The organism is Sorangium sp. So ce448, assembly GCF_051520915.1.
GTDB classification, from domain to species: domain Bacteria; phylum Myxococcota_A; class Polyangia; order Polyangiales; family Polyangiaceae; genus Sorangium; species Sorangium cellulosum_B.
On record NZ_CP150343.1, the window covers coordinates 10,373,747 to 10,394,696 of the forward strand.

General features: G+C 70.5%; 18 protein-coding genes. 6 read left to right on the plus strand and 12 right to left on the minus strand.

The window, feature by feature from the left end; translation table 11 throughout:
- Nucleotides 1-158 precede the first annotated feature (158 nt).
- Nucleotides 159-611, minus strand: coding sequence for a LamG domain-containing protein (locus WMF45_RS39180; RefSeq protein WP_437711043.1), 453 nt, complete (start codon nt 609-611; stop codon nt 159-161).
- A gap of 119 nt (nt 612-730) precedes the next feature.
- Entirely contained in the window at nt 731-1,021 is a 291-nt protein-coding gene (locus WMF45_RS39185; protein WP_437711044.1) for a hypothetical protein, read from the minus strand.
- 509 nt (nt 1,022-1,530) lie between these two features.
- On the opposite strand from WMF45_RS39185, the gene WMF45_RS39190 reads away from it, so the two are divergent.
- From WMF45_RS39190 to WMF45_RS39200, 3 genes are all read left to right on the plus strand, one after another.
- Nucleotides 1,531-3,270 (plus strand): right-handed parallel beta-helix repeat-containing protein, encoded by a 1,740-nt coding sequence (locus WMF45_RS39190; protein WP_437711045.1) that lies wholly within the window; start codon nt 1,531-1,533, stop codon nt 3,268-3,270.
- A gap of 595 nt (nt 3,271-3,865) precedes the next feature.
- The gene (locus WMF45_RS39195; protein WP_437711046.1) at nt 3,866-4,225 is read left to right on the plus strand and encodes a hypothetical protein; all 360 of its coding nucleotides are present in this window, start codon (nt 3,866-3,868) and stop codon (nt 4,223-4,225) included.
- A complete protein-coding gene (locus tag WMF45_RS39200) occupies nt 4,222-5,508 on the plus strand; it encodes a patatin-like phospholipase family protein (RefSeq protein WP_437711047.1) in 1,287 nt (428 codons plus the stop codon). Before WMF45_RS39195 ends, WMF45_RS39200 begins: the two co-directional genes overlap by 4 nt.
- Before the next feature lie 164 nt (nt 5,509-5,672).
- On the opposite strand, the gene WMF45_RS39205 is transcribed toward WMF45_RS39200, so the two are convergent.
- Together WMF45_RS39205 and WMF45_RS39210 are read right to left on the minus strand one after the other, a co-directional pair.
- Nucleotides 5,673-5,882: a hypothetical protein gene (locus WMF45_RS39205; RefSeq protein WP_437711048.1), complete on the minus strand. Its 210-nt coding sequence runs from the start codon at nt 5,880-5,882 to the stop codon at nt 5,673-5,675.
- Nucleotides 5,883-6,074: 192 nt separating this feature from the next.
- A complete protein-coding gene (locus tag WMF45_RS39210; RefSeq protein ID WP_437711049.1) occupies nt 6,075-7,340 on the minus strand; it encodes a transposase in 1,266 nt (421 codons plus the stop codon).
- Nucleotides 7,341-7,857: 517 nt separating this feature from the next.
- On the opposite strand from WMF45_RS39210, the gene WMF45_RS39215 reads away from it, so the two are divergent.
- The gene (locus WMF45_RS39215) at nt 7,858-8,991 is read left to right on the plus strand and encodes a lipase family protein (protein WP_437711050.1); all 1,134 of its coding nucleotides are present in this window, start codon (nt 7,858-7,860) and stop codon (nt 8,989-8,991) included.
- A gap of 170 nt (nt 8,992-9,161) precedes the next feature.
- Here WMF45_RS39215 and WMF45_RS39220 read toward each other — a convergent pair whose 3' ends face one another.
- The 7 genes from WMF45_RS39220 to WMF45_RS39250 form a co-directional block, all read right to left on the minus strand.
- Nucleotides 9,162-10,019, minus strand: a complete 858-nt coding sequence (locus WMF45_RS39220; RefSeq protein ID WP_437711051.1) for a 1-acyl-sn-glycerol-3-phosphate acyltransferase — start codon at nt 10,017-10,019, stop codon at nt 9,162-9,164.
- 319 nt (nt 10,020-10,338) lie between these two features.
- Nucleotides 10,339-11,211, minus strand: a complete 873-nt coding sequence (locus WMF45_RS39225) for a DNA-formamidopyrimidine glycosylase family protein (protein ID WP_437711052.1) — start codon at nt 11,209-11,211, stop codon at nt 10,339-10,341.
- A gap of 112 nt (nt 11,212-11,323) precedes the next feature.
- Nucleotides 11,324-14,074 (minus strand): hypothetical protein, encoded by a 2,751-nt coding sequence (locus WMF45_RS39230; protein WP_437711053.1) that lies wholly within the window; start codon nt 14,072-14,074, stop codon nt 11,324-11,326.
- A 255-nt stretch (nt 14,075-14,329) separates the two neighbouring features.
- Nucleotides 14,330-15,058 carry a phytanoyl-CoA dioxygenase family protein gene (locus WMF45_RS39235; protein WP_437711054.1) on the minus strand — a complete coding sequence of 243 codons (729 nt, stop codon included), beginning with the start codon at nt 15,056-15,058 and terminating at the stop codon, nt 14,330-14,332.
- Between the two features lie 32 nt (nt 15,059-15,090).
- On the minus strand, nt 15,091-15,390 hold the full coding sequence (locus tag WMF45_RS39240; protein WP_437711055.1) for a hypothetical protein: 300 nt from the start codon (nt 15,388-15,390) through the stop codon (nt 15,091-15,093).
- A gap of 266 nt (nt 15,391-15,656) precedes the next feature.
- A complete protein-coding gene (locus WMF45_RS39245) occupies nt 15,657-16,301 on the minus strand; it encodes a DUF2267 domain-containing protein (protein WP_437711056.1) in 645 nt (214 codons plus the stop codon).
- Nucleotides 16,302-16,485: 184 nt separating this feature from the next.
- Nucleotides 16,486-17,406 carry a LysR substrate-binding domain-containing protein gene (locus WMF45_RS39250; RefSeq protein ID WP_437711057.1) on the minus strand — a complete coding sequence of 307 codons (921 nt, stop codon included), beginning with the start codon at nt 17,404-17,406 and terminating at the stop codon, nt 16,486-16,488.
- Between the two features lie 90 nt (nt 17,407-17,496).
- On the opposite strand from WMF45_RS39250, the gene WMF45_RS39255 reads away from it, so the two are divergent.
- Nucleotides 17,497-18,390: an SDR family oxidoreductase gene (locus WMF45_RS39255; RefSeq protein ID WP_437711058.1), complete on the plus strand. Its 894-nt coding sequence runs from the start codon at nt 17,497-17,499 to the stop codon at nt 18,388-18,390.
- On the opposite strand, the gene WMF45_RS39260 is transcribed toward WMF45_RS39255, so the two are convergent.
- Nucleotides 18,342-18,881, minus strand: coding sequence for a YcaO-like family protein (locus WMF45_RS39260; RefSeq protein WP_437711059.1), 540 nt, complete (start codon nt 18,879-18,881; stop codon nt 18,342-18,344). The genes WMF45_RS39255 and WMF45_RS39260 overlap by 49 nt on opposite strands.
- Before the next feature lie 510 nt (nt 18,882-19,391).
- Between WMF45_RS39260 and WMF45_RS39265 the strand changes: the two genes are divergently transcribed.
- Complete coding sequence (locus tag WMF45_RS39265) at nt 19,392-20,936, plus strand: hypothetical protein (RefSeq protein WP_437711060.1); 1,545 nt, start codon at nt 19,392-19,394, stop codon at nt 20,934-20,936.
- The last annotated feature ends 14 nt before the right edge of the window (nt 20,937-20,950 follow it).

A 20,950-nucleotide genomic window follows, 5' to 3' on the forward strand; every position in this document is an offset into this window, starting at 1 on the left:
CGCGCGCCGAGAGCGCGCCTTCTTGCGGCAGCCCTGGCCGGTCACGCCGGGGCTCGTCTGCCGCTGTGCGGCGACGGCCATGAAGCCGGCCCGCGGCGACGGCCATGAGCCGACCCGCGGACCGGAGCCCCCGTCGGGTGCGTGCCGGACGGCGCAGCTCAGCAGCCGCCGCCGGCAGCCGCGCAGATCTCCTGGGGCGTGAGCGTCCGGCCGAAGATGCGGAGGCTGTCGAGCAGCCCGTTGAACTCGTCTTCCCCCGAGGGCTCGTCCGAGCCGATGTGGACGGGCTGTTCGCCGGAGGCGATCACCGGGCCAGAGGGGCTCCGGTCGACCTCGACGCCGTTCACGTAGAGGCTCTGCGTCTGGCCATCGGAGAGACAGGCGACGTGCGTCCACTGCCCGGGAACGATGGGGTAAGTCACGTTCCGCTCGACGCCCATGGTGCAGCGGATCTGTCCGCCCGGCATCAGGAAGAGCGAGGGCTTCCCGCCGCTGTCGATCACGGTGTATCGCCGCTTCTCGGGGAGAGAGGCGGGGTTGATCCAGACATCGATGGTCATCGCGGAGGCGGTCCATGCGGCGTCGTGGCGGAAGTAGAGTTTGCTCCCCATCTTCACCGAGAGCGCCTGGCCGGCACGGCCAGGCGCGTAGTGCAGGCTGCGCACCCGCTCGGGCGTGAAGTGATGCTGCGAGGCGTCGTCGGGGTTGCCCTCGAACGCGAAGCACGCGATCAGCGATGGCGCCGCCGCCCCGCACAGCGGCTTGGGAGCGCCGCCGGGCTCTTCGGCCGGATCCCCGCCGGGTTCTTCGACCGGATCGCCGCCGGGCTCTTCGACGGGAGCGCCGCCGGGTTCTTCCGTCGGCGTTCCGCCGGGTTCTTCCGTCGGCGTTCCGCCGGGTTCTTCCGCCGGGCCGCCGCCAGGCTCTTCGACGGGAGCGCCGTCAGGCTGTCCGGCGATGGCTCCGCCGGGTTCTCCAGCGGGAGCGCCGCCAGGTCCTCCGGGTTGAGCTTCGGATTCACCTGACCCGCCTGTGCCTCTCGTGTCGAGGGCGCAACCAGGCAGCGACAGAAGAAGCACGGCGACGGCGGCCAGGCGATGTGCAGAGTGATAAGATTTGCAAAGCATGCTGCGTTTCCTGCGGGGCGCTCAGCGTAGCTCAGAACGCCGCTCCCTGTCACCGTGCCTCGCACGAAGGCTCGACTCGCGCCGCACGCCGATGCAGTGAGAAGAAAAATGCACGACAGAGGCGCAGAAGAAAGAAGTGGCGCGGAGTGCATGGCGGTCGCTCGCTGCGCTCTCCTGTGAAGCCTCCGCGTCTCCTGGGTCGCGTTCGAGCAAAGAGAAGAGCGTGAGCGCGGACGGGTCGGCGTTTTTTTACGGTGGCGGACGACAAGTAGACTGTTGCTCGACGTCGTGGTCCGCTTCATGGACGGATTCATCGACCGACACGGGGCTCCGCTCCTGCTGCTCACGGCGACGTGGCTCCTGGCTGGCTGCGACAGGGAGGTCCCCCCCACGTCAGCCGGACGTGACGCCTGACGGAGGAGGGGCGGCCGCGCCGGGGTGCGCGGCCGGCGAGCGCACGACCGATTCTGGATGCGAGCCCGCGGGCATCCCGCCCGGGGCCTGCGGCGCCGGCTTCACGCCGGGCGACCGAGCGTGCGCGCCTGTCCTGCCGGATGCCCCCTGCCCTGCGGGGACGATGGCCGTGCCGGGGGAGACCGCCTGTCGCGAGGTCGCGCCGTGCGGTGAGGCGCCCTGGGGCGACATCGCCCTGGACGAGGAGACCCAGCACGTCGACGGCGCCTATGCAGGGGGCGACTCCGATGGCACGCCGGAGAGGCCTTGGACGACCGTCGGCGAGGGCCTCCGCGCGGCCGCGCCCGGCGCGGTCGTCGCGATCGCCGCGGGGACGTATCCAGAGGACGTCATCGTCGACAGGCCAGTACGGCTGTGGGGGAGGTGCTTGGCGCTCGTCGAGATCGCCGGGGCGGGGCCGGACACCGCAGCGGCCATCGAAGTCGACGCGGGCGCCGACGCGGCCGAGATACGGGGCGTCGCGATCCGCGGCGCGGGGCAAGGTATCCTGGTCTCGGGCTCGGGCGGCGTCGTGATCGACGGCGCGAACAGGGGAGAGGGCGACACGCCCGCCTCGATCACGATACGCGCCTCCATCATCGAGCAGAGCCACGGAACCGGCGTGTACCTCATCGCCTCCGAGGCGCTCGTCGAGGACAGCGTGATCCGCGACAGCACCGGAATCGACACCAACGCCGCCGGCATGGGCGTGCTCGCCATCCGGAACAGCCGGGGCCAGCTGAGCCAGGTGGCCTTGAAGCGGAGCGTCCTCGAGGCCAATGAGGAGGCGGGGATCTGGGTTCAGGGCTCGTCCGCCGTCGTCGAGGATACCGTCGTGCGCGACACGCGGCCTTACCCGGACAAGCTGGCGACGGGGTGGGGCATCTATATTGCCGCCGACCTCGAGGAAGGCCTGCGCTCCGAGGCGACCCTGCAGCGCGTGGTCGTCGAGCAGAGCCGCTACGTGGGCGTCGCGATCCTGAGCTCCGACGCCTCGCTTGACGGCGTGCTCGTGCGCGACACCCTGCCGCGCGACGGGGACGGGAAGCACGGCGTCGGGCTCGCGGTGGCCTCCCGCGGCCCGCTGCGCGGCGACGTCACGGCGCGCGGCTCCGTGGTCGAGGGGAGCCGCACCGCGGGTGTCTTCATCGAGGGCGCCGACGCGACGCTGGAGCGGGTCGCGGTCCGCCGCACGCTCCCGCAGGCGTCGGACGGGCGTTTCGGCCGGGGGATCGAGGTTCACGCGCTCGGCGCGCAGGACGGGCGGAGCGGCCTCGTGCTCCGGTCGTCGCTCGTCGAGGAGAGCGTCGATTCGGGGCTCGCCCTCTTCGGATCGGTGGCCACCCTGGAGGAGACCACGGTCCGCGGCACGCGGAGCTCAGCCGATGGGCTCCAGGGAAACGGCGTCACGATCGTCAAGGACCCCGGCGACTCGGAGGCCACGTTGACCGGGGTGCGCATCGAGGCGAGCGACGGCGCCGCCGTCGCGAGCTTCGGCGCCTCGGTGGCGCTCGCGCGCAGCACCATCGAGTGCAACTTCATCGATCTCAACGTCGAGGCGGAGAGCGGCACGGCGGGCAAGATCACCGACGGCGGCCAGAACCAGTGCGGCTGTCAGGGCGTGAGCATCCCGTGCAGGGCGAAGAGCGCGGGGCTCGCGCCGCCGGAGCCGCTGCCGGAAGCGCTGTAGCGGCAACGCGGCGCGCCGGGCAGGCGGGCGCAATACGCCGTCGCTCCCTGCTCGTGCTCGTGAGGTTGATGGAGGTGCTTGCCTCCTCACGGAACGCCGCCTCCCCTACGGAGAGAGGAGGACGCTCCTGCTCACCTCTCCGCCCAGGAGTCGTCCTGCGTCCACGCGGGATATCCAGCTTTGACTTGCGGGAAGAGCACATCATCATATGTCGCGGAGGGCGGTCGCAGCAGTCATGAGCCAGCGACCAGGACATCGATGGAATTCACCAGCGCACAAGCACCCGACTACAAGTATTTCAGCGAGCACTTCAGCGGAGTGTGCGAGCAAAGGACATTGTAAATATCCTACACGAAGAGCTCCCGAGCGATCGGGAGCTCATCGATCGGATGGTGAAGGCGAAACTGGGAATGTACGACCAGAAGGCTGCGTCGTTGCTGGCATCCGCCGCCACCTGGGCCTACTCGGACGCCGACACCATGGCCAGGATGCTGCGCATCCGGGGAATTCCCAACAACAAAACCGTAGCCATGCACATAAAGGCGCGATCGCGAACGCCTCCGAGGCGAGGCAGCTCGCCGAGTCGCAGGGGCTGATGAGCTACCACGCGTACGCGACGGCCATCGAGGCGGCGGCGCGGGTGGACGCCGGGGAGGTGCACTCGGGGGTGCTGCTCGCCCGGACGGCGCTCGGCGCGGTCGAGGCGGGCAGCTCGGAGTACGGTATCGAGGTGCGCGACCTCTGCTGCGAGGCGCTGCAGAAGGGCGCGCCGGCGAGCGCCGGGGACGCGTACCACCGCGCCGGGATGCGCGTGCGGAAGGTGGCGAGCTACATCCGCGACGCGCGGCTCCGGGCGCTGTTCCTGGAGCGCACCGTGGTGCGGCGCATCCTCGCCGCGGAGGCCGAGGGTCCGGCGGCCGGGCAGGACCCGCTCCGCCGCGGGGAGATGGCATGAGCGGTACCGGCGGAAGGACAGGGACGAAGCCGCGGCGCAAGGTCGCGGTGATCCTCTCGGGCGGCGGCGCGCGGGGCGCGTACGAGGTCGGGGTGATGTCGTACGTGCTCGACGCGTTCGCTCGGCTCCGCGGGGCGCCGCCGCGCATCGACATCCTGTGCGGGACGTCGGTCGGGGCGGTGAACGCGTGCTACCTCGCGGCGCACCTCGACGATCCGACGCTGGGCGTGCGGCGGCTCGTCAACCTGTGGACGCAGCTGAAGCTCGAGACGGTGCTCGGCTTCGGGGTCCGGCAGGCGATCTCCTTGCCGAAGCTCATGTTCGGCGGCGGCTCGGAGGGCGTGGGCCTGTTCGACGTCTCGCCGATGCAGAAGCTCGTCGAGCGCGAGATCCCGTGGCGCGCGATCGCGCGCACGCTTCGCCACGGCTACCTCTCGGCGGTCAGCGTGTCGGCGACGGAGATCGCGACGGGCCGCACGGTGATCTTCATGCAGACCGGCCCGGACGGCGCGCTGCCGACGATCGCGCCGCCGCGCACGATCATCCGCGGCGCGCTGGTCGGCCCGCAGCACGCGCTCGCGTCCGCGGCGATCCCGATCCTGTTCCCGCCGGTGCGCATCGGCCGGGATCTCTACATGGACGGGGGCGTGCGGCAGAACACGCCGATCGCGCCGGCGCTCCGGCTCGGGGCGACGCACGTGCTGGCGATCGGCCTGTCGCGGGAGGTGCGGAGCATCGACGCGGGGGACAGCGGCAAGCCGCCGGGGATGGCGCTTGTGCTCGGCAAGGTGCTGAACGCGTTCCTGCTCGATCACATCCAGACCGACTTCGAGGTGCTGACGCGGGTGAACCACATGATCGAGGACGGCGAGCAGGCGTTCGGCCCGGATTTCCTGCACTCGATCAACGCGGCGGCGGCGCGGCGCGGGGCGCTGCCGTACCGGCGGGTGGAGACCCTGGTCGTGCGGCCGAGCGTGGATCTCGGGCGCCTCGCGGCGGAGCACGTGAAGGCGGGCAAGGTGCAGGGCGGGCCGGCGATGATGCGGCGGCTGCTCTCGCTCGTGGACGTGGGAGCGGAGAACGACGCGGATCTGGCGAGCTACCTCTTGTTCGACGGGTCGTTCACGCGGAAGCTGATCGAGCTCGGGCGGGCGGACGCGGAGGCGAGGCGGCACGACGTGGCGGATTTCTTCGGGAGCGCGGCGGAGGAGGCGGAGCCGAGGCTCTCGGACAGCGCGGAGTGGTCGATCCCGCCGCCGGTGGGGCCGGGGGGGGCCATCTAGGGCTGCCCGGCCCTCGGAGGGGGTGTTCGTCGCGCGGTGTGGGGCCCCGCCGAACTCGCCTGGGTCATCCCCACGCCGCGCGACGAACACCCCCTCCGAGGGCCTACACCCTTTGTGATTCAGGCCGAACCGGACCTACACCGCGCCACGAACGCGCTGGCGCCCTACTGCGGCGTTGCAAGCTCTTCCAGCAGCAACGCCAGCTCTTCTTGGTGCTTCTTTACCCCGGGTTCGCCGTAATACGATTCCATGTCCCTGAAGGCGTGCTCGGCCTGCTTGGCCGCGCGCGCCGCAGCTTCTCCAAGGTTGCGCTGCCCCGTCTTACGAAACGCGTCCAGCATGCGCCACGCACGACGAATATGGTAGGTCGCCACGGTGTCCGTGAAACGGGCCGGTAGGAAGCGAGAGGGCGTTGCTGCCGGCCACGCCGTGCCCGGGGCCCGTCCTCCGCGGTGCTGAGGGCGTCGACGGTGGCGCTCAACCCCCGAGCGCCACCACGACGCCGAGCCGTGGACGCACCGCGGCCACCACGCCCTCGTAGCGGAGCACGTCGTGGCTCGCCGCGGCTACGCGGCGTCGAAGTCGAACGTCATCTGCCCGTCGGTTGGGTCGTGCGCAGCGGCGCGCGGGGGCGGCGCGGTCGGCAGCCCGAGGTGGGCCAAGATCTTGGTAACAGCCCCGCGGTCGGTCCCGGTCGCGAGGATCGTCAAGCGCCCCTCGCACTTCGGACACTGGAGCGAGTCGGCGCCGAAGGTTCGGCGGAGAAGAAGATACCAGTCGATGCGGCGCGACACGGCCAAGAGCTCGCCGTCGAGCAGGCGCTCCCAATGCGCGACCGTGATGCTCGTGGGCATCGCGACGTCGGGGGTCGGCGACAGCAGCGACGCGGCGGGCGGCGCCGGCGCTTCGTTCTCCGTCTCCTTCGACGCCTTGGCGGGCTCGTCCTTCGGCGCTTTCGCGTCGTCGCACGCCTTTTTCTTCGCGGGCCGCGGGCCGCCCGCGGGCGGCTTCGGCGTCACGAGGGGGCGCCACGTCGAGCGGGCAGCGAAGACGCCGTGGTAGGTGATGATCGGGTAGAAGGGTGGGGGTATCAAGGCCGCGAGCCGGGCCATGAACTCGATGGGCGTCATCACGCGGAGCGTGCTGCCGCGACGCGCGGTCTTCATGAGGTAGGCCACGCGCCCGTCCTTCAGCACCTCGATGCGGTCGGTCGCGAAGGGCGGGCGCGCGCAATACCGGAGCAGACGCTCCGGTCCCGCGTCGTCGTTCACGGCGATGCGCACGGCACAGTGCACGTCGAAGCCGTCGTACGACGCGGCGAAGCGGCTCGGCTTGTCGGCGAAGGGCTCGTCGTCGTCCTTGCCCTTGCGCGCGACGTTCGAGAGGCGCTTTTGGGCGCGCGCAATCTCCTCCGCGAAGATGCGCCCCAAGGCCGTCCGCGCGTCGGGTTTGGTGGCGACGAGGGCACGCAGGTCGAAGGGGACGGACAGCACCCACTGGCGCACCGGAACGTTCGGGAGGATGCGATCGGTGATGCGCGCGGCCTCGTTGCACATGCGCCGCCCAGCGCAGATCGGGCACACGCCACGACCCTTGCAGGAGAAGGCGACGAGGACGTCGTGGCCGCAGGCGTCGAAGGGGCAGCGCACGAAGCCTCGCGAGAAGTCGCCGCACGCGAGGTAGCGCTCGAGGGCCTCGACGACGTAGCGCGGCAGCGGGGCGGCGTACGTGGTGCGCGCCTGCTCGAGGAAGGTCGCTAGGTGCTCGCGGACGAGGCGATGGAGGGCTGTGTCCTGCGGCCGTCGAGGGACGTAGCGGGGCGCGGTGGGCACGCGCGCCCGTGCGCACCGGGTGTGCCCGCGCGGTCATGCCGAAATTCGGCCGGCTCGGTGCCCCGCGGGGGTGGCGCCGCCATGGCGGGGGCGGCCCGTTCACGCGGGTTCATGCCCGCCATGATCACGCCCATGTTCCGTGGCGGGCAAGATCACCGACGGCGGCCAGAACCAGTGCGGCTGTCAGGGCGTGAGCATCCCGTGCAGGGCGAAGAGCGCGGGGCTCGCGCCGCCGGAGCCGCTGCCGGAAGCGCTGTAGCGGCAACGCGGCGCGCCGGGCAGGCGGGCGCAATACGCCGTCGCTCCCTGCTCGTGCTCGTGAGGTTGATGGAGGCGCTTGCCTCCTCACGGAACGCCGCCTCCCCTACGGAGAGAGGAAGACGCTCCTGCTCGCCTCTCGGCCCATGAGTCGTCCTGCGTCCACGCGGGATATCCAACTTTGACTTGCGGGAAGAGCACATCATCATACGTCGCGGAGGGCGGTCGCAGCAGTCATGAGCCAGCGACCAGGACATCGATGGAATTCACCAGCGCACAAGCACCCGACTACAAGTATTTCAGCGAGCACTTCAGCAGAGTGTGCGAGGAAAAGGAGATTGTAAATATCCTACACGAAGAGCTCCCGAGCGATCAGGAGCTCATCGATCGGATGGTGAAGGCGAAACTGGGAACGTACGACCATAAGGCTGCGTCGTTGCTGGCATCCGCCGCCACCTGGGCCTACTCGGACGCCGACACCATGGCCAGGATGCTGCGCATCCGGGGAATTCCCAACAACAAAACCGTAGCCATGCACATAAAGAACGACCCGCTCTTTCTGGAGTGCAGCGCGCACGTGGTCCAGAGCAAGGACGGGAGACTGGCCTTGCTTTGCTTCGGGGGAACCCAGCCGACCAATACCATCCAGCTGATGCTGGACGCGAGCATGAAGCCCGACTCTTTCTTCTCCTCGGGGCTCGTACACGGCGGCTTTTTCCGTGCGTTCCTGGCGATGTGGCCCCTCGTCCGGATCCTCCTCAGGGGCGCCGAAAAGAGCTACTCCGTCTGTGACATACACGAGATCGACAGGAGGGCACACCATTGCGAATCGACATTCGACAAGGAAGTCACAAAATCAGAGAACTCGAACACCTGTCCGACCAAGGAAGACAGGTTCCCGATGGATAGACTCTATATCGCCGGGCACAGCCTGGGCGGCGCGCTGGCGGTCCTGGCTGCAGCCGCGATATGCACGGAGAGCCCTCTCGAAGAGGTCAAGAAAAAGCTGTGCGGCATCTACACGTTCGGGCAGCCGATGGTCGGTGACGACGTCTTCGCCGGAGTGTTCGAGCCCATCTTCGGGAGCCGGCTCTTTCGGCACGTCTACAGGAGAGACCTCGTGCCGCACCTGCCACCCAGGACGTCGGGCAAGTTCGCGCACTTTGGACGCGAGTATACCGCGCCGCAAACGACCTGGGAGCTGCAGCACACGCACGCGCTCCAGGCCCCGCTCGGGCTGGCGGCGCTCGCCTCTGGTGCGGCGTCGTGGATCAAAGAACAGATCTACCCCGGCCTTCGCGTTCAATTCGAGTATTCGCTCAGCGATCATTCCCCGCTCAACTACGTGCGCACGTCGATGGCGTCCGCCGCCGGCGCCGAGTTCCTCCCCTGAACGAGGCTGTCCGGCGCTCGTGCGGCAGAGGGCGCCCCTGGCGAGCGGGCGCGGCGGCGTCGGCCGCGCTACGAACCGTGATCGTCGCCGCGCTCGGCGACGTCCAGCCGCGACGCTCTCGCCGCGCGCAGGCCTCCCGGGCGGAGAACCGATGGAGGGCGCTGATACGGTCATGACCCCGGAACCCCCGAGCAGTCTGAGGTATCATGACGATCCCGTGTGCCGGAGTTCCCGGCGTGCCGCTCGACGCACCTGGCAAGCCGCGCGAGCCGGTGATCCGCCGTCTCACGGTCGAGCGTGGCCTGCACCGTCGCCCGGACGCGGGCGGCGAATTGGTGGTATCTGCGCTCTTGCGAGGCTGGGTCGCGGCTGAAGGGGCCGGCGCCGAGGGGCTCGATGTCCACCGGCTCGTGAAAGATGAACTTCCAGCGAGACGGAAGCGGGAAGAGGCAGAGCGGCACCGGCAGGATCGTCCCCAGGAGCGGCTTGAGCGTGCGGAGGGTCATGGCGACGGGCAGACACTCCTCGCCGCCGATCGCGGCCACCGGCACGACGCGCGCGAGGCGCGCAGCGGCGAGGCGAGCGAAGCCGGTCCGCCACGCCTGCATCCGGTACGCGCGCCAGAACGGCTTGCAGTTGCCCTCGGTGCCCTCTGGGTAGATGGTGAAGTGCTGCATCTCGGGAGGCATGTCCAGTGGGTCTCGCAGCCACGACGCCGGAAAGCCGCCGATGCGCTCGAAGAATCGCCCGACCCAGGGGACCTTCAGCAGCTGATCCTGAACCGCCCCATAAGGGAGGCGCTCGGCACCGACGGAGTCCGCCAGGACCAGGCCGCCGAGGATTGCGTCGAGCGCGAACCAGCCCGAGTGATTCCAGACGTACACGACCGGGCCGTGCCTCGGAATAAGGGACGTCCCCTCGACGCTCAACTCGAAATAGCCCATTCTGGCGAGCGCACGGAGCGCCGGGAAGACCTCCGTGAGCAACAACGACATATCCCGGCGCGGCAAAGGTCTCAACGCAGCCACGGCTGTCACCTCCAGCCGCATCTTGTACCGTGCCGGGGAGCTCGCAAGGCATGGATCGCCAAAGGCGCTTCATCCATCACGGACGTGGCGAATCATCGCGTGATGCGCCTGGATATCGCGAATCGCAACGTTCTCAGGGACGCAGCCGCTCGCGCCCGATCAGGGAAGAGCGGCCCTTCGGCGTGAGCGAGCACCGCGCGTCACATCGCAGGGCGCCGGCGATGCGGCGCATGCCCGCGATGGGCCGGTGTTCGCTCGAGGCAGCCACGTCGTCGGGCGACGAGACGTCGTTGGGCGACGAGTTCCTATCAGCCTCGCCTCAGCCCGGCTCCCGCCGGGCGCGGCGCGGATCCCCCGCTGTGCTCCGCCGCGCCTCCGGCTGGCAGGCCGGGCAGAAGATCGCGTCGTGCCCGTGGACGCTCGCGCGACGGAGCTTGTCGCCGCAGCGCGGGCACGGCTGGCCCGGACGCCCGCGGACCTTGAGGAAGTCGCGCAGCCGCTCGTCCAGCGCCGGCGCGCGCCGGGCGATCGTCCGGGTCGCGTCGCCGAGGACACGGGCGATCGCCGCGTGCAGGCGGTCGGTCTCCTCCTCGGAGAGGCTCTGGACCGTCGCCTTCGGGTGGATCCTTGCCTCGAAGAGCACCTCGTCGGCGTACGAGTCTCCCATGGAGTCGAGCGCCGTCCCGTCCATCAGGAAATCCTTGGCGAGGTCGCGCCGCCCGCGCGCCGCGGCGCGGAACGCCTCCTGCGTGAACACCCGCGGATCGAGGACGTCGAGGCCGACGCGCTGGAGCCCGGGGATCCTGTCGAAATCGCCCCGCGCGAGCACGTAGACCTTGCTCATCTGCACGTCGTCTCGGACCCTCAGCTCGCGGCCGTCCCCGAGGATCAGCGAGAAGGCGAGATCGGTTGGAATCCGCGTCTCTCCTGGCCGCGTGATCGAGAACCGCCCTGCCAGCATCGGGGAGATCACGAGATCGAGCGCGCGCGCCCCGTCGAGCTCGAAGACCACGGCGTGCGCCCGCCGCGCCACGCGCCGGATCGCCGCGCCCGGCAAGAGCGCGTCGACGCGCTCCGGGAGCAGCACGTGCAGCACCACCGAGTTCTCGGCCCGCGCCGCGGCAACGGCCGCGCCCGCGAGCTCGCGCGCGAGGATCGGAACGACGTACTCCAGGTCCGGGCGCTCGGGCACGCCTCCAGGATACAGATCTCGCCGCGAAGATCGCGCGACTTCGGGCGAGGCGCGAAAAAGAGGCGCGGCGGCGCGCTGATTACGCGCTGATTACGCGCTGATTACGCGCTGATCACGCGCTGATCCGCGGGGACTCCTCGCCGAGCGCGGCCTCGCCGGCGTCGCCCCGCCTCGGCCGCTGCGCCCCCTGCATCACGAGATCCTGGCGCCGTGCGAGCGCGTACACGACGCGGATGAGCGCCGTTTTGAAGGCCTTCTCCGGCGGCGGGTTCAGGTGCACGACCCTGCGCTCGCCCGGCTGCGCGACATGGCTCGCGCCCCGAGGCTCGCCCCGCTGCGCGACGGGGCTCGCGCCGCCCGGCTGGTCCTCCTTCGGCTCCTCGACCTCCAGCGCGATGGGGATGGCGCCCCGGGACTCGAGCGCCGTCCGGATGTCGTCGAAGCGGAGCTCGCCGCCCGCCTGCCCCGCCGCGTCGGGCGGCGGCGCCTCGATGCGGACGAGGTCCTGCCCGCCCTCGCCGAGGAGCTCATCGTAAAGAGCCGTTACTCCCGGCACGAAGGCGCTGTGGACCATGAAGTAGTTCTTGATGCGCTCGGTGCTGACGAGGCTGACCCGCACGGCCAAGCCGCACTTGTCGGGGGCAAGGAGGCTCCGGACGTGCTCGCCCTTCGCCACCGAGGAGAACTCCGCGAGCACATGCAGCGCCCTGCCGTGCGCGAGCTCCCGGCTCGCCAGCGCCCGCGCGAAGCGGATGACCCGCATCGCCGTGCGGGCGTCGCGATCGAGCCCCTCGGGCTCGCTCAGGAACACCGCCGCGGAGAGCGGCGCGCCGCGCGCCACGCAGCGCACCGCGAGCGAGGCGAGGTCGTGCCCGTGCTGCGTGTACACCGTCGCGCTGCCCCCGCGCGGGAGCGAGAGCACCGCCCCGTCCGAGCCCGGCGGCGCGCCGCCAGGGCCGGGCGTCACGCCGAGCGAGGCGAGCCGATCGGGGAGCGGCATCCGCTCGTCCCCGCGCTCCCCGAGGACCAGCGTCACCTCGATGCCCGGCACGAACCGCGCGAGCGCGTGCAGCAGCGAGGGCAGCGCGGGGCTGTACCCGACGATCAGCACCCGCTCGATCTCGTCGAGGTGCAGCGAGAGCTTCGCCGCCCACGCGTGCGCCGCCGTCGCGCCGTCCGACGCCGCGGCGCGCTCGATCCCCCGCCCCCTGTAAAGCTCTCGCCCGTAGTCCAGGAGCGGCGCGTAGGTCGCCGAGACGCCGATGAGCCCCCTGAGCCGCTGCGCCGGCACCCGGCCCGCCCGCGCGCCGAGCGCCCACGCCGGCGACCCCTCGGGCGGATCGAGCAGCGGATTCAGCCACGGCACGAGGCCCTCGACCGACACGAGCTTGCCCTCCTCGCGCTTCGGCACCGCCGCCTCGTTCCCGAGGAACACCCCCGCGAGGATCACCTGCTTCTCGTAGGCGGCGCGCGCCATGTCCGAGAACGAGAGCTCGTGCGTCGGCGCCTTGCCGAGCTTGCCGACGGCTCCGGCCGCCTCTTCGCCCAGGAAGATGTGCGTGTAGAACTCGGAGCCGTCCGCCGTCATGAGGTCGGTGTAGAGGGACTCCACGCCCGGCGTGAGCAGGTGCTGGCAGAGGAAGAAGCCGAGGAACCGCTGCATGTCGAGCGGATGTGTCCCGGGCCCGCCCACCTCCTGGATGAGATCGCGGTTCTTGCTCTCCTGCACCTCGACGAACACGTGGCCGTGCGGGTTCTGCGTCCGGAACGAGGAGAGCGTCATCGCCGTCAGGGCGTCGGCGTCGGGCCCCGCGTCGGGCCGCGCGAGGATCAGCGCTCGCTTCGCCTCGGCGGCGCCCACGAGCTCGAGCGCCTCCGGCTGCGCGCTGTCCCCTTGGCGGTAGCTCACCCAGCGCATCCCCGGCGCGTAGAGGTAGGCGGGCGGGTCGTCCTCGGTGCCGAGGAGCGCCATCCGCGGCAGCGCGTGGCGGGTCGGCGGAGGCCCGCGGCGGATGAGCCACAGCCAGAGCTCCGCGAGCCGGATGCTCCGGAGCGCGCGGTGGCGCTCGTACAGCCGGACGAACTCCTGCACCAGCATCTCGGCCTCGTGCACCGGGCCGATCACGAGCGCGTGCCCCGCGTAGCGGACCGGCCGCCGCCGCGCCGCGCGCACGACCTGGTCGACCACGTTGGCGCCGATGCCGATGATGAACGACGTGATGAAGACGCCCACCATGGTGAGGCCGAGCGAGACGACGGCCACGACGGGGTGAACCCGGAGGTTCTCGACGAGGTTGTCGGCGCTCTCGATCTGCCGGAAAGACCACCAGATCCGGTCGATGAAGTCGGTGTCCGGGGTCGGGCCGCGGCCATCGAAGTCGTGCGTGATCGCGAGGTGGCTGAGCAGCACGGAAGAGCCGAACGCGAGCCCCCAGACGGCCAGCGTGACGAGCCCGAACTGCTCGAGCAGCTCGCGCCGCGTCATGATCGCGTAGAGGTCGATCGCGATCTCGCGCGTGAAGCGCAGGAGCAGGAAGAGCCGCGAGAGCCGCAGCATGGGGAGGGCGTGGGCGGCGTGCGCGTCGAGGATCCGCTCGAGCGGCAGGAAGCTGATCCAGGCGATGATATCGAAGGCGAAGAGGAGCACGTCGAGGCGCGACCGCCCGTCCCCGCGCTGGTGGAGGAGGACGGCCCGGAAGAGGAGCTCGACGCCGAAGATCGCCAGGAAATACGGGCGGAGCTGCTCGTCGAGGCCCTGGATGGGCAGGACCGAGACGAGGATCAGGAGCGAGATCGCGGCCTTGACGGGGCGGGTCTCCAGCCCGCCGGCGAGGCGGTGGAGCAGGGGCGGGCGGGGCGCCATGGGCGGCAAGGATAGGCGACCTCGCGCGCGGCTGCTGTAAGCTCGCCGGGTGCCTGCTCGCCGACCGCGCGCCGGTCACGCGCGCGGAGGCCGCGGCGGCGCTCGCGGGGCCGGGTCCGGGCTCGGAAGAACGCCCAGCCCGCGGTGGCGCTCAGGCGCGCGGCGCGAAGGCGAGAACCGCCGCGACGGCCACGCCGGCACCGGCATGCGCGGGAGGGCGGGCGCCGCGGTGGCCGGGCGACGGACGGGCCCACCTCAGATCGCTGGTAGCGTCCACCGACGCACGGTCGGACGAGCAAAGGTGTAGAGGGCGTCGATCGTGCGACGCGGCGGAGCCCGAAGGTACGTTGCGCGGTGAATCGACCACGCGTGGAAGATACACGCGTCTCCGGCGCGCAACGCGATGCGCGCGGCGTTCGGCATGTCCGGCGTGGTCCGGTCGGCGCCCCGGCGGATCCGGAGCTCGTCCGGGGTGTCCCAGCGGGCGTGGGAGCCGGGGACGATCTCGAGCCGATCGTCGTCTTCCAGCGCCACCCTGAAGTGGACCGATGTCGTCGTCGCGACGATCGCGCGCTCGATTTCTGGATCGGAATGGCCGAACTGGCTGTCTCGGTGCCAGTCCCCGTCCCAGTCGCGCCGGGTCTGCTCATGGTAGTAATGCGCGTCCTTCAGCCGCGGGGCGTCTTCCTCTGCCGGGCGGGAGAGGCCGGCGAGCAGCTCGCAGACACGCCGGGAGCCGACGAACGCGGAGATGAGCTCCATCGCGCAGGGATCGTCCTGAAAGCAGGTCGCGCCGTCCGTGAGGAGCGAGATCCCGGGGGTCGAGTGACCCGTCTCCCGGGAGAGCGCTCGTGTGCGGAGGAGCGCGGCGTCGCACGCGCGGCGGAGCTCGGCGCGCTCGGCGATGTCGAGGAAAGCGCGCATGATGAAGAAGCCTTGCGCGCGAAAGGCGTCGATTCGATCTCTCGTTGACGTGCTCATCATGACCTCGCGACACACGGGATCGCGGAGATCACTCAATGGATGGCCCGAGGCCCACGCATCGCCAGGGCGACGAGGGGGCTCTGAGGGAACGGCCGCGGGCGATGGCGGCTCGAGACGACGAGACACGCGAGCCTTCCAGCGATCTCGAAGGTCGCGAGCGCGGCCGGCGCGCCGAAGTAATCGATCGGCACGAGATCGATGTTTCGCGCCGCCTTCGTCGTGGAACGCTCGTCGAGGATCAGCGCGAGCGCCTTCTGGTAGCTCTCGCCGGTCCGGGCCATCCTGGCACGGACGTCGGCGCGCAGCTTCTTGTGGTGGTGGCGGTTCCCCATCGGCCCTGTCCAGGTGATCTGCCGAGATCGGTCCTTGTCGGCCGGCACCGACGGAAGAGCGGCAGCATCACGAGCGAAGACCGCCGAAGGGCAGCGCCCTCTTCACCCCTCGCGGAGCCGTGCCGGCGGCGAGCGAGGAGCCGGGCCCGGAGCAGCCCGTGAGGCGAAGTGTTCGCGGGAGCACGGCCGCTGTCAAGCAGGCGCCGGAGGCCCCCGCGCCGGGTGGGGCCGTCCGCGCTGCGTCGTCTAGCAGGTCAGCTAGCAGGTCAGCGCTGCGTCTCGCTGACGGGGTGCTCGGGGCCGGGGCGCCCGTCGGCCAGCGTCTCTCGGAGGCGCTCCTGCGTCAGCCCCGGGCTGCTGGACAGCTTGGTATCCGCGTGGGGGTCATCGGATCGGGCGACCGACTGCGCATGGGCCGTCTCGGGGCGCGCCTCGCTCAAGGGGTGGCGGCTTCCAGGCCGGCCCGTCGCGAGCGTCGAGCCCTGGCCGGTCTCGGGTGAGGACGCGGCGTGCGCCGGCCGCGGCGGGGGCGCTCCGGCCGAGCGCGGCGCGAAGAGGTCCGCCCAGTCCGGCAGGTGACGCTGGAGCCGCACGCGCTCGGCCTCGGGCAGCGCCTCGCCGATGGCCTGGCACACGGCCTGGGCGTGCTCCATGCCAAAGCCGCGCGGCGCGCCCTCGCGGCGGGCGATGCGGTCGTAGAGCTCGTCACGATCGAAGTCGCCCTGGTATGTGGCGCCGCGCACCACGGCGGCGACCGGACCCGGCAGCCCACCGGCGATCGCGGCCGCCTCCTCCACGAGCAGCCGCTCGCCGAGCGTCCGTGCTGTCACCGAGATCGCACGCTCGGCCTCATCGCGGCCCTCGAAGCCGGCGCGGCGCTGCACCTCCTCGACGAAGCGGTCGTAATCCATGAGGGGCCTCCTTCCGGAGACGATCCTCTGCGAGGCCCGTGCCAGGCGCGTGCCCGAGGAGGCGGCGACCTCAACCTGGGTCGGATCGCCCGACCTCAACCTGGGTCGGGTCGCCCGCACATCTCGTCGCGGCGCTGCCGTGGATCCAACACGTGTGTAATGTTCGTGGCAACCCGATGCCGCGCTAGCCCTCACCGGCGCGACCCGCGCGCGCCTTGAGCTGCACCCGCAGCGCCTCGACCACGTGATCGCGCAGCGCGACGGTCTTCCTCGGCAAGTGCTGGCCGCTCGGGAACACGAGGAAGACGCCGCCCGTCGGCGCCGTCCAGCGCGGGAGCACGCGGACGAGCGCTCCGGCGAGCACGTCCTGCTGGACGAGGAAGGTCGGGAGCAGGCCGATCCCACCGCCGTTGCGCACCACCTCGCGCGCGAAGAACCCGTCGTCCACGAGCCACCGGACGCGGAGCCGCGCGCGGGCGCGCGACACCTCGTCTCGCCCGAACGGGCTCGTCTTGATGAGCGACACGCCATCGTGCCCCGCGAGATCCTCCAGCGTCCTCGGCGTCCCCCGCGCGGCCAGGTACGCGGGCGAGGCGTAGAATTGCAGGTGCAGCTCGCCCACCTTGCGCGCGACCAGCGTCGAGTCTCGCGGCTGCTTCGCGAGGAACCGGAACGCAGCGTCGTACCCCTCTTTCACCAGATCCACGGGCTGCGTCGACAGGTGCATCTCCACCGTGATGCGCGGGTAGCGGCGGCAGAAGGCGGCGAGGATCTCCGCCAGCACCTCGGTGCCGAAGTCGGCCGTCGCGGTGAGGCGCAGCGTGCCCGACGGCTCGTCCTCGAGCTCCGGGAGCCCCTCGATCGCCTCCGTCAGCGCCTTGAGCCGCGAGCCGAGGCGGTCCACCAGCGCGTGCCCGGCCGTCGTCAGCGCCACGCTGCGCGTCGTCCGCTGCAAGAGCCGCACGCCGAGCGACGCCTCCAGCGACGCGACGCCCCGGCTGACCGTCGATTTGGGCACCCCCAGCCGGCGCGCCGCCTCCGTGAAGCTCGCCGTCTCGGCGACCGCCGCGAAGACGGAGAGGTGGTTCAGATCCATTGTTCCCATTCCGGCACACAGTAGCCAGTTTCTGCGTGTTGCACCAGATTCGAGACAGAGGCAAACATCCGCTCAACCTCGTCACAAGGAGCTCTCACCATGTCTCAGCCTCTCCTCGTCACCGGCGCGAACGGCCAGCTCGGGCGGCGCGTCGTCGATCTCTTGCTCGCGCAGGGCGCAGGGCCGCTCATCGTCACGACCCGGCACCCGGAGAAGCTCGGCGAGCTCCGCGCCCGCGGCGTCGAGGTGCGGCGCGCAGACTTCGATGCACCCGCGTCGCTCGCGGAGGCGTTCGCCGGCGCGGCGCGCCTCTTGCTCATCAGCACCGACGCGCTGGACCGCCCGGGCCGGCGCATCGCGCAGCACCGGAGCGCGCTCGAGGCCGCGGTGAAGGCGGGCGTGCGGCACGTGGTCTACACGTCGCTGACCAACCCCGGGCCGGGCTCGCCGATCACGATCGCGCCCGACCATCAGGTCACCGAGGACGCCCTTGTGGAGAGCGGCCTCGGCGCGACCGTCCTGCGCAACAACCTCTATACGGACTTCCTCGTGCCCTCGCTGCGGCGCGCGCTGGCGACGGGCCAGCTGATCGCTGCGGCCGGCGACGGCAAGGCCGGGTACGTCACGCGCGAGGACTGCGCCCGCGCCGCCGCCGCGGCGCTGGCGGCCGATTTCGACGGCAAGCGCGTGCTCGATATCACCGGGCCGGCGGCCGTGTCCCAGCGCGAGCTCGCGCAGATCGCCTCGACCGTCACAGGCAAGTCGATCGAGTACGTCCCCGTGCCGCGTGATGCGCTGGAGCAAGGCATGCAGAAGGCCGGGATGCCCGCGGCGATCGCCGGGCTGCTCGCCTCCTTCGACGAGGCGATCGCCCGCGGAACGCTCGACGTGGCGACGAGGGCCGTGGAGGAGCTCACCGGCACGCCCGCGGAGGACGTGCGGAGCTACCTTTCACGCCACCGGGCAGCGCTGCTCGCGCCGGCCGAGGCCTGATCAGGAAGCGAGTCGTCTCCCTGCCAATCGAGGAGCGGCAGCTCCAATCGGTTGCTCCATGCGAGCATGAACGCGTCGCGCTCGATGACCTCCATCAGCGCGCTGAACGCAGCCTCTTCCAGCGTACCGCCCAGCGCAGCCCCGCTGCTGGTCGAGTAGGCGATCTGCGGCTCGCCGCGCGCGAGGTGGGAGCCCATGAAGGTCAGCTGGGCCGGCAGCCACGCGGGCATCCCATCCTGGATGGACCAGCCACGCACCCACCGGACCCGGGTGCCGGAGGTGAAGGGCACATAGGAAACGTCGCTCGACGCGTACTGCGATGGATGAAACAGGGCGAAGCTGTCCGGCTCCGGCGCTGCCCCGTCCAGCTCCTCATACGAAGAGAACAGAAGATCCCCCGCAGGCACGTAAAACGACGAATACCGCTCGACGGCTTCGGCGACCGCCGCCACCCTGGCCGCCTCTCGATCGGGATGCACGGCGTTGGACATGATCTCGCCCGGCGCGCCGACCAGATCCGAGATGTCGCCCGTGTGGGCGCCAAAGTTGAAGAAGCGGCAGTCATCACCGCATCGTCCGTGATCGCGACCCGATACCAGGTCTTGACGCAGGGGAACTCAGGAACGTCGTCTAGCTTGTTCATACTCGCTCGTCAGCTTCTTCGCGCTGCGGAGCTACAACCACGCGCAACCTCCTGCGCGATCGAGCAATGCCCCACCGGTGCGCTGCGCGCCCGGTGGGAGACGCGCTTGCGTCAGCCAGGATCGCCAACCTGAGCCGCGGCGCGAGCGAGCCAGACGGGCGAGCACCTCGCGCTCCTGCACCTCGCCCACGGAGACCGGCAGCGAGAGCGCCTCCTCGACCTCGGCGTGCCCGCCGCTGTAGAGCGGGCGAACGGCCCCTGGGAGAGCGCAGTGCAATCCGCTTCGCAGATTTCCTGAAATTGGACGCGAAACTCCCTTACGCTGGCCTCCCGGGATCTGCCTGGAGGAGGAATGTTCATGCGTCGATGGTCCGCTCTGCTGTGCGCTTCAGCTGTCGTTGCATGTGGTTCGGGGGACGACTCGCCGGGGTACGACGCGTCGGGCGGCGGCGACATCAGCTCCGGGGGAGGCGGAAGCGGGGGAGACGGGGGAAGCGGGGGGGACGAGGGAAGCGGCGGAAACGGCGGGCTCCCTCACGCGTTTCGCTATGGCGCCAACCTCGGCCACCGCAACGCGGACTGGGGCGACGACAAGGAGGCCACGCTCGCGGCGCGAGCGGGCGTACGCAGCCTCCGCATCAAGCTGCCAGCGGCCCACCTCGCGAGGTGGGGATACGAGATCGAGGTCGGGGACATTCAATCGTACGCGTCCCTGGGCATGGCGGACCATATCGGATTTCTCATCGGCTCCGAGTCGGTCGATCTGACGGTGGCGCCGGCTGACGCGGAGGACTGGCAGAACGAGTACTATATCCCGAATAGCCTTTACGAGCCGATCTTCTCGGCCGATGGAACGGTGAATCCGGGCAACGCGTGGGCCTCTTACGTGTATCGGACCGTCGACACCTACAAGCCCTGGGTCAAGCTGTGGCACGTGTGGAACGAGCCCGATTGGGTGGCCGACTGGCGCGTCACCGAGACGTGGAGGACCGAACCGCCGAAGGCCGCCGATCTCCCCCGGTTCAACGGATCGATATTTGACTATATACGAATGCTGCGCGTCACGAAGGAGGCCGCGCGCAAGGCGGATCCGGACGCGCGGATCGCGACGGGGGGGATCGGATACCCCTCGTTCCTCTCGGCGATCCTGCGCTACACCGACAACCCCGACGGGGGGGCGGTCACGTCAGATTACCCGGAGAAGGGCGGCGCCTACATCGACGTGCTCGATTTTCACTATTATCCGATCTTCAGCCCGAAGAGCTCGGATGCGTCCGTCGACGATTTCCTCGCGTCGAAGGACGCTTTCGCCGCGACGCTCGCCGACGCCGGGGCGGAGGTGCAGGGGTGGAATGTCTCGGAGAACGGCGCGCCGCTCACGCGGACGCCGGAGTACCCGGAGGTGGGGAGCCCGGAGTACGCGCGGAACTACCTCATCAAGATGATGACCATGGCGCAGGCGCACGGCATCGGCGGCGTCGACTGGTTCATTCTATCGAACGGCGAGGACGGGAGCGACGACGTGTTCGCGCACATGGGGCTCTACAACGATGTCGGCGCCCTCGCCAGCGTGGACGAGGCGACGAAGACCGACCTCGGCAAGGCGTATACCACGCTCAACGAGGTCCTCTTCGGCGCGTCCTACGATGACAGCGCGACCAGGGAGCTCGCGCTGCCGGGGGGCGCTCGGGGCGCCGTCTTCACGAAGGACGGCAAGCGCCGGATCGCCCTCTGGGCCGTGACGGCGAGCAGCACGGAGGACGCGTCCGCGAGCGTCGAGCTCGCGACGGCAACCGGGTTCGAGGTCCACGCGTGGGACGGCGCGAAGACCTCCGCCGACGCGAGCGGTGGCAAGGTGACGCTCGCCCTCTCGGGCAGCCCGGTGCTGCTGATCGAGCGGTGACTGCCGGAGGTAGA